The organism is Micropruina sp., from assembly GCF_027492755.1.
In the GTDB taxonomy this organism is placed as follows: Bacteria; Actinomycetota; Actinomycetes; order Propionibacteriales; family Propionibacteriaceae; genus Micropruina.
This window is the reverse complement of sequence record NZ_JAPUED010000127.1, coordinates 4,861-10,668: the sequence shown is the minus strand read 5'-3', so window position 1 is coordinate 10,668 and position 5,808 is coordinate 4,861. Positions and strand designations below refer to the sequence as shown.

General features: G+C 69.5%; 3 protein-coding genes and 1 pseudogene. 2 read left to right on the top strand and 2 right to left on the bottom strand.

What is annotated here, in order from left to right:
- Window positions 1-226, bottom strand: a pseudogene (locus Q0066_RS09215) (glycine hydroxymethyltransferase); the annotation flags it as partial.
- A gap of 100 nt (window positions 227-326) precedes the next feature.
- Here Q0066_RS09215 and Q0066_RS09210 point away from each other — a divergent pair.
- On the top strand, window positions 327-869 hold the full coding sequence (locus Q0066_RS09210; protein WP_298132232.1) for a 4-amino-4-deoxy-L-arabinose transferase: 543 nt from the start codon (window positions 327-329) through the stop codon (window positions 867-869).
- A gap of 100 nt (window positions 870-969) precedes the next feature.
- Here the strand turns inward: Q0066_RS09210 and Q0066_RS09205 are convergent, their stop codons facing one another.
- The gene (locus Q0066_RS09205) at window positions 970-2,826 is read right to left on the bottom strand and encodes a BCCT family transporter (protein ID WP_298132231.1); all 1,857 of its coding nucleotides are present in this window, start codon (window positions 2,824-2,826) and stop codon (window positions 970-972) included.
- A 460-nt stretch (window positions 2,827-3,286) separates the two neighbouring features.
- On the opposite strand from Q0066_RS09205, the gene Q0066_RS09200 reads away from it, so the two are divergent.
- The gene (locus Q0066_RS09200) at window positions 3,287-5,791 is read left to right on the top strand and encodes an FAD-dependent oxidoreductase (RefSeq protein WP_298132229.1); all 2,505 of its coding nucleotides are present in this window, start codon (window positions 3,287-3,289) and stop codon (window positions 5,789-5,791) included.
- Window positions 5,792-5,808 lie beyond the last annotated feature (17 nt).

Below are 5,808 nucleotides of genomic sequence, written 5' to 3'. Positions count from 1 at the left end.
CGTTCTGGCAGCCGGCGTAGAAGCGGTGCCCGACGGTGCCCTCGGCGTACTTGTCCGAGAACCAGGTGCCCATCGTCATCAGCACCGGCAGCGAGGCGTAGTTCTCGCTCGCGATCAGCTTCAGCGACGCCCGCTGGTCGGCCAGCTCGGCGCGGGTGGCGTCCGCGATCCGCGGCTCCACCGTTTCGATGACGGACAGGACGTTGCGGTAGACATCGGACGCGATGGCCCCGAGATCACTCACCGAGAGGCTCCTTCGTGGTGTGGCTCAAAGCTTCACTCTAGGGCCTGCGCCGCGGCAGCCCGGCCGTCGGTAGAGTCCCGGAATGCAATCGGACGCCGCCGCAGCCGTTCTTGCGCTCGTCCGGGCGGCGGAACCGCGGTGCGGCCGGACGGTCGTGATCGGCATCGACGGTCCCAGCGGCTCGGGCAAGACCACGTTGGCCGAGGAGGTCCGGCAGGCTCTGGACTGCCCGGTCGTGCACATGGACGACCTGTTCCCCGGCTGGGACGGCCTCGCCGCGGCGCCCGGGCTGCTCACCGAGCAGGTGCTGCGCCCGCTTGCACAGGGCACGGACGCCGGCTACCGCCGGTGGGACTGGACCGCCTCGTGCTGGGGTGAGCGCGTCGAGGTGGCCCGGACGCCGCTGCTGGTTGTCGAGGGTTGTGCGTCGACGGTGCGGCCGGCGGCGGAGTTCATCGCGGTGCGGGTCTGGGTGGAGGCCGCGCGCGCCGTCCGGATGGCCCGCGGGCTCGCCCGCGACGGCGAGGCCTACCGTCCGCACTGGCAGCGCTGGGCCGCGCAGGAGTGTGCCCTGTACGCCGCCGACCGGACGCGGGAAAGCGCCGACGTCATCGTGCGGACCTGACCATCCCACTGGCCGGAGTCTGGCGCGGGGCAGCGGGAGGATGCGGACGGCGAGTCCCGCGGACCCCCCGAACACTCCGCCACCCGCGCGCCGATCGGTGCTACGCAGAGCTGGTCCCCGAGGCCGCCGGGGTGTAGGGGTCGTCGCTGCCTTGCTCGTCCTCGGACGCCTCGGACGCCTCGGCGGCTTCCGCGGCCTCGACCGTGACGACATCGACGATGGTCGAGAGCTGGAAGGCCTCGCCCGCGTGCGCCTGCACGCCGTAGCTGACGCTTTCGCTGAGCACGTGCTGGGCGAGGTTCCCACGGATCACCAGGGGGTCCTTGGCCAGGTCCTTCCACAGCGCGACACACAGCAGCAACATCACGATCACGAAGGGAACGGCCGAGACGATGGTGATGTTCTTCAAGCCGGTCAGGGCGGTTGCGGGTTCGTCTCCACCGGCCAGCAGCATCACCGCCGCCACGGCGCCCACGGCGATCCCCCAGAAGATGACCGTGAAGCGGCGGGGCTCCTCGGCGCCGTTCTCACTCAGGGCACCCATCACGATCGAGGCGGAGTCGGCGCCGGTGATGAAGAAGATCGCAATCAGCAGCCCGGTCAGGATGAAGAGGGTGACTGTGAACCACCCCGGCAGTGGCAGGTGATCGAGCAGCTTGAACAGGATCGTGTCGAAGTTCATGTCGGGCGACCCGTTCACCATCTGGCTCAGGGCGTTCGCGCCGTCCTGGGACTGCTCGGCCCGTTGCTGCAGGCCGATGGCGCCTCCACCGAAGATCGAGAACCAGAGCGTGGAGACCACGGAGGGGACGACCAGCACGCCGGTCACGAACTGCCTGATGGTCCGGCCGCGCGAGATCCGGGCGATGAAGAGGCCGACGAAGGGGGACCACGAGATCCACCAGGCCCAGTAGAAGACGGTCCAGCTGGACATCCATTCGGACATGGCCAGATCGCCCGCGCCGGTGCGCGACGCCATCTCGGGCAGGTTGCCGAAGTAGGCACCGACGGCGTTCGGCAGCACGTTGAGGATGAACAGGGTGGGCCCGCCCACGAACACCAGAAGGGCGAGGGCCAGGGCCAGCAGCATGTTGATGTTGGACAGCCACTGAATGCCCTTCTCGACGCCGGACACCGCCGAGGCGATGAAGGCCGCGGTGAGCACCGAGATGATGACCACGAGGACCGGAGTGCTGACGTCGGAGAGCACGCCCGAATACTCGAACCCGCCACCGATCTGCAGGGCGCCCAGGCCCAGCGAGCAGGCGGAGCCGAACAGGGTGGCGAGAATCGCCAGCACGTTGATCACGCGTCCGCCGGCGCCGTTGACGACCTTGCGGCCGAAAAGCGAGGTGAACATGGAGGAGAACAGCTGAGTGCGGCCGAGCCGGAAGGCCCCGTAGGCGGTGCCGAGGCCGACGATCGCATACATCGCCCAGGGGAACAGGGTCCAGTGGAACAGCGTCTGGCCCATCGCCACAGCCAGTGCGTCGGTGCTCTGGCCGGGGACGGTTCCGGGCGGAGGCGACATGTAGAAGTACAGCGGCTCGGCGACGCCGTAGAACACCAGGCCGATCCCCATGCCGGCCGCGAACATCATCGAGATCCACGAGAGTGTCTTGAACTGCGGCAGCTCGTCGTCCTTGCCGAGCGGAATCCGGCCGAATCGGCCCAATGCGACCACGAGGACGAACACGGTGAAGACCGTGGCGGCGATGACGAACAGCCACCCGAGGTTGTGCATCGTCCAGGACAGCGCATTGGATGCGACGTCCCCGAGACTGGCCGGGTTCGCGACGCCCCAGGCGACCAGCGCGACGGTCAGCACCGCCGCCGATCCGAAAACGACCTTGTCGAGCCCCTCCCGCCTTTCGCCGTGGGTTGACGGATCGACCATGTCGATGAGGGCTCTGGCCAGCGAGGTGACCAGGCGTTTGGTGGTTTCGGTCTTGCTCATACGATGCGGCGGGACGCGCGGCCAAAGGCGCGGGCGTGGTGCCGGGCACCTCCTCCAGACAGTGTGGGTCGGCCGAGTGCGGGGATCAGGCCCGCGGCAGGTCGGGGGCAGGGGATCGAGAATCGGCACCGCTTTGCCCTGCCGGAGCGCGGGGGCCACGACAACCCGATCTTGTGTTGCGCATTATGCACGCTGTTTCCTATCAATCAACAGACTGGCGACGGCGGCATGACCTGTCAAGACTTGGGACCGCTTTGAGCGCTGAAATCTGCGGTCCCGCAGCGTCAGGGGCGCATCCGGACGAAGGAAGTGTCGTTGTGCGGTCGCAGGATGATCGCGTTGGTCGGCACCCCGATCGTGGTTGTCCCCGGGTGTGCAGCCGCTCTAGACTGTTGCGTCACAAGCACACTGTTGCGTTATGTGCAACTTCTGGTCAGGCCAGATGTGAGAGGAATCCTCCATGACCGACTTGTCCCAGCTCGCCCACCAGCCCAAGGTCGTCATCATCGGACTCGGTGTGGTGGGAGCCGCGCTCGCCGATGAGCTCACGCTGCGCGGCATGGGCCGGGTCACCGTGTTCGACCAGGGGCCCTTGTATGAGACCGGCGGCTCGTCGTCGCACGCGCCGGGCTTCGTCTTCCAGACCACCCCCAACCGGACGATGAGCCTGCTCGCCCGCCGGACGATGGACAAGCTGGACGGGCAGTCGCTGGGCGACCAGTGGCTGGTCAAGCGCGCCGGCGGCCTGGAGATCGCCACCACGCCGGCCCGGATGCACGACCTGCACCGGCGCTGGGGGCTGGCGACCGCCTGGGGGATTCCGGCCCGCGTGGTCGACCCCGAGGAGGCCGGACGGCTCTGGCCGGGCTTGGACACCGGCGCCGTCCTGGGTGCTTTGCACACCCCCACCGACGGCATCGTGAAATCGGTCGCCGCCGTGCGCTGGCAGGCCGAGCGGGCGATCGACCGCGGCGCCCGGATCGTGCCGTCGACCCGGGTCACGGCGATTCGCCGCAGCGGGGGACGGGTGCAAGGGGTCGAGGTGGTACCGGTGCCGCGAGGGGACGCGGAGCCGGAGTTCGTCGCCGCCGACATCGTGATCTCAGCCGGCGGCCTGTGGGGACCCGGGATCGCCCGCGACCTGCTCGGCTTCGAACTGCCGATGGTGCCGATGGAGCACGGCTTCGGGTGGAGCCGTCCGGTTCCCGGCCTGGTCGGGAAGATCTCACCGCTGACCGAGATGGTGCGTCCGATGCTGCGGCATCAGGACTTCTCGCTCTACCTGCGCGAGTACGCCGACCGGATCGGGATCGGCGCCTACAACCATCGGCCGATGCCGCTGGAGCCCGAACAGATCGCCTCCGCCGACGAGTTCGCCGCCACCGGCGTCCATCCCGCGATCCACCCGCTCACCTGGGCCGACTTCGAGCCCACCTGGGACGAGGCGCGCCGGCTGTTGCCCGAGCTGCGCGGGGTGGACTTCGACGAGGGTTTCAACGGGATCTTCTCGTTCACCCCGGACGGCGGGCCGATGCTCGGCCCGGTTCCGGGCGCGGACGGCCTGTGGCTGGCCCAGGCGGTCTGGGTGACCCAGTCGGCGGGCGTCGCCCAGGTGGTCGCCGACTGGATCGTGCGCGACGACCCGGGGGTGGACACCCATGGCCTGGAGTACACCCGGTTCGACCCGGCGGTGGTCTCGCACCGGTTCTCCGTGGAGCGGGCGTCCCAGGCCTACGACGAGGTGTACGACGTCGTCCATCCGCACGATCCGACGAACCGGCTGCGCGGGTTGCGGACCAGTCCGTTCTACCCGCGCCAGGTCGAACTGGGCGCCGTCTTCGAGGAGGCGAACGGCTGGGAGCGACCCACCTGGTACGAGGCCAACGCGCACCTGGTGGCGTCCCTGGGCGTGGTGCCGCGACGCGACGACTGGAGCGGGCGGAACTGGTCACCGATCGCGGCCGCCGAGGCGCACGCGACCCGCAACGGAGTCGCCCTGTACGACATGTCGGCGCTGTCGCGGTTGGAGGTGTCGGGCCCCGGTGCCACCCAGCTGCTGAACCGGGTGGCCAGCGGCAACATCGACCGGACGATCGGCTCGGTCGTCTACACGTTGCTGCTCGACCACAACGGCGGCGTGCTGTCGGACGTCACGATCACCAGGCTGGACGACGAGCAGTACATGCTCGGCACCAACGGCCACCTGGACAAGGTCTGGCTGGAGTCCCAGCTGGCTGCCGGTAGCGGCGTCCGGATCCGGGACCTGGCCGGCGGCGAGGCCGTGATCGGCCTGTGGGGTCCGCGGGCGCGCGACGTCCTGGCGTCGCTGACCACCGACGATGTCTCCCACGAGGGGCTGCGTTACTTCCGCGCGAAGCGGATCCGGATCGCCGGTGCCGCGGCGCTGGCGCTACGGGTGAGCTACGTCGGCGAACTCGGCTGGGAGCTGTACCTGTCCGCCGACAACGGCCTCTACGTCTGGGACCGGCTCTGGGAGGCCGGTCAGGCCCACGGCATCGTCGCCGGCGGGCGGCGGGCGTTCAACGCCTTGCGGTTGGAGAAGGGGTACCGCTCGTTCGGCACCGACATGACCCGCGAGCATTCCCCCGAGGAGGCCGGCGTGGCCTTCGCCGTGCGGCTGGCCAAGCCGGAGTTCATCGGGAAGGAGGCGCTGGCCGGGCGCGCCGTGCGGCAGCGGCTGGCCTGTCTCACCCTGGACGACCCGGGCGCCGTCGTCCTCGGCAACGAGCCGGTCTTCGTGCCCGGGGGTGCCGCGGCGGTCGGATATGTGACCAGCGCCGATCAGGGCTACTCCGTCGGGTGCTCGATCGCCTACGCGTGGCTTCCGCCGGAACTGGCCGAACCCGGCACGTCCCTTGAGATCGCCTACTTCGCCGAGCGCTACCCGGCGACAGTCCGTGCCGAGCCGCTGTTCGACCCCGAGGGCACCCACATCCGTCGCTGACCGGCACGCGGGGACGG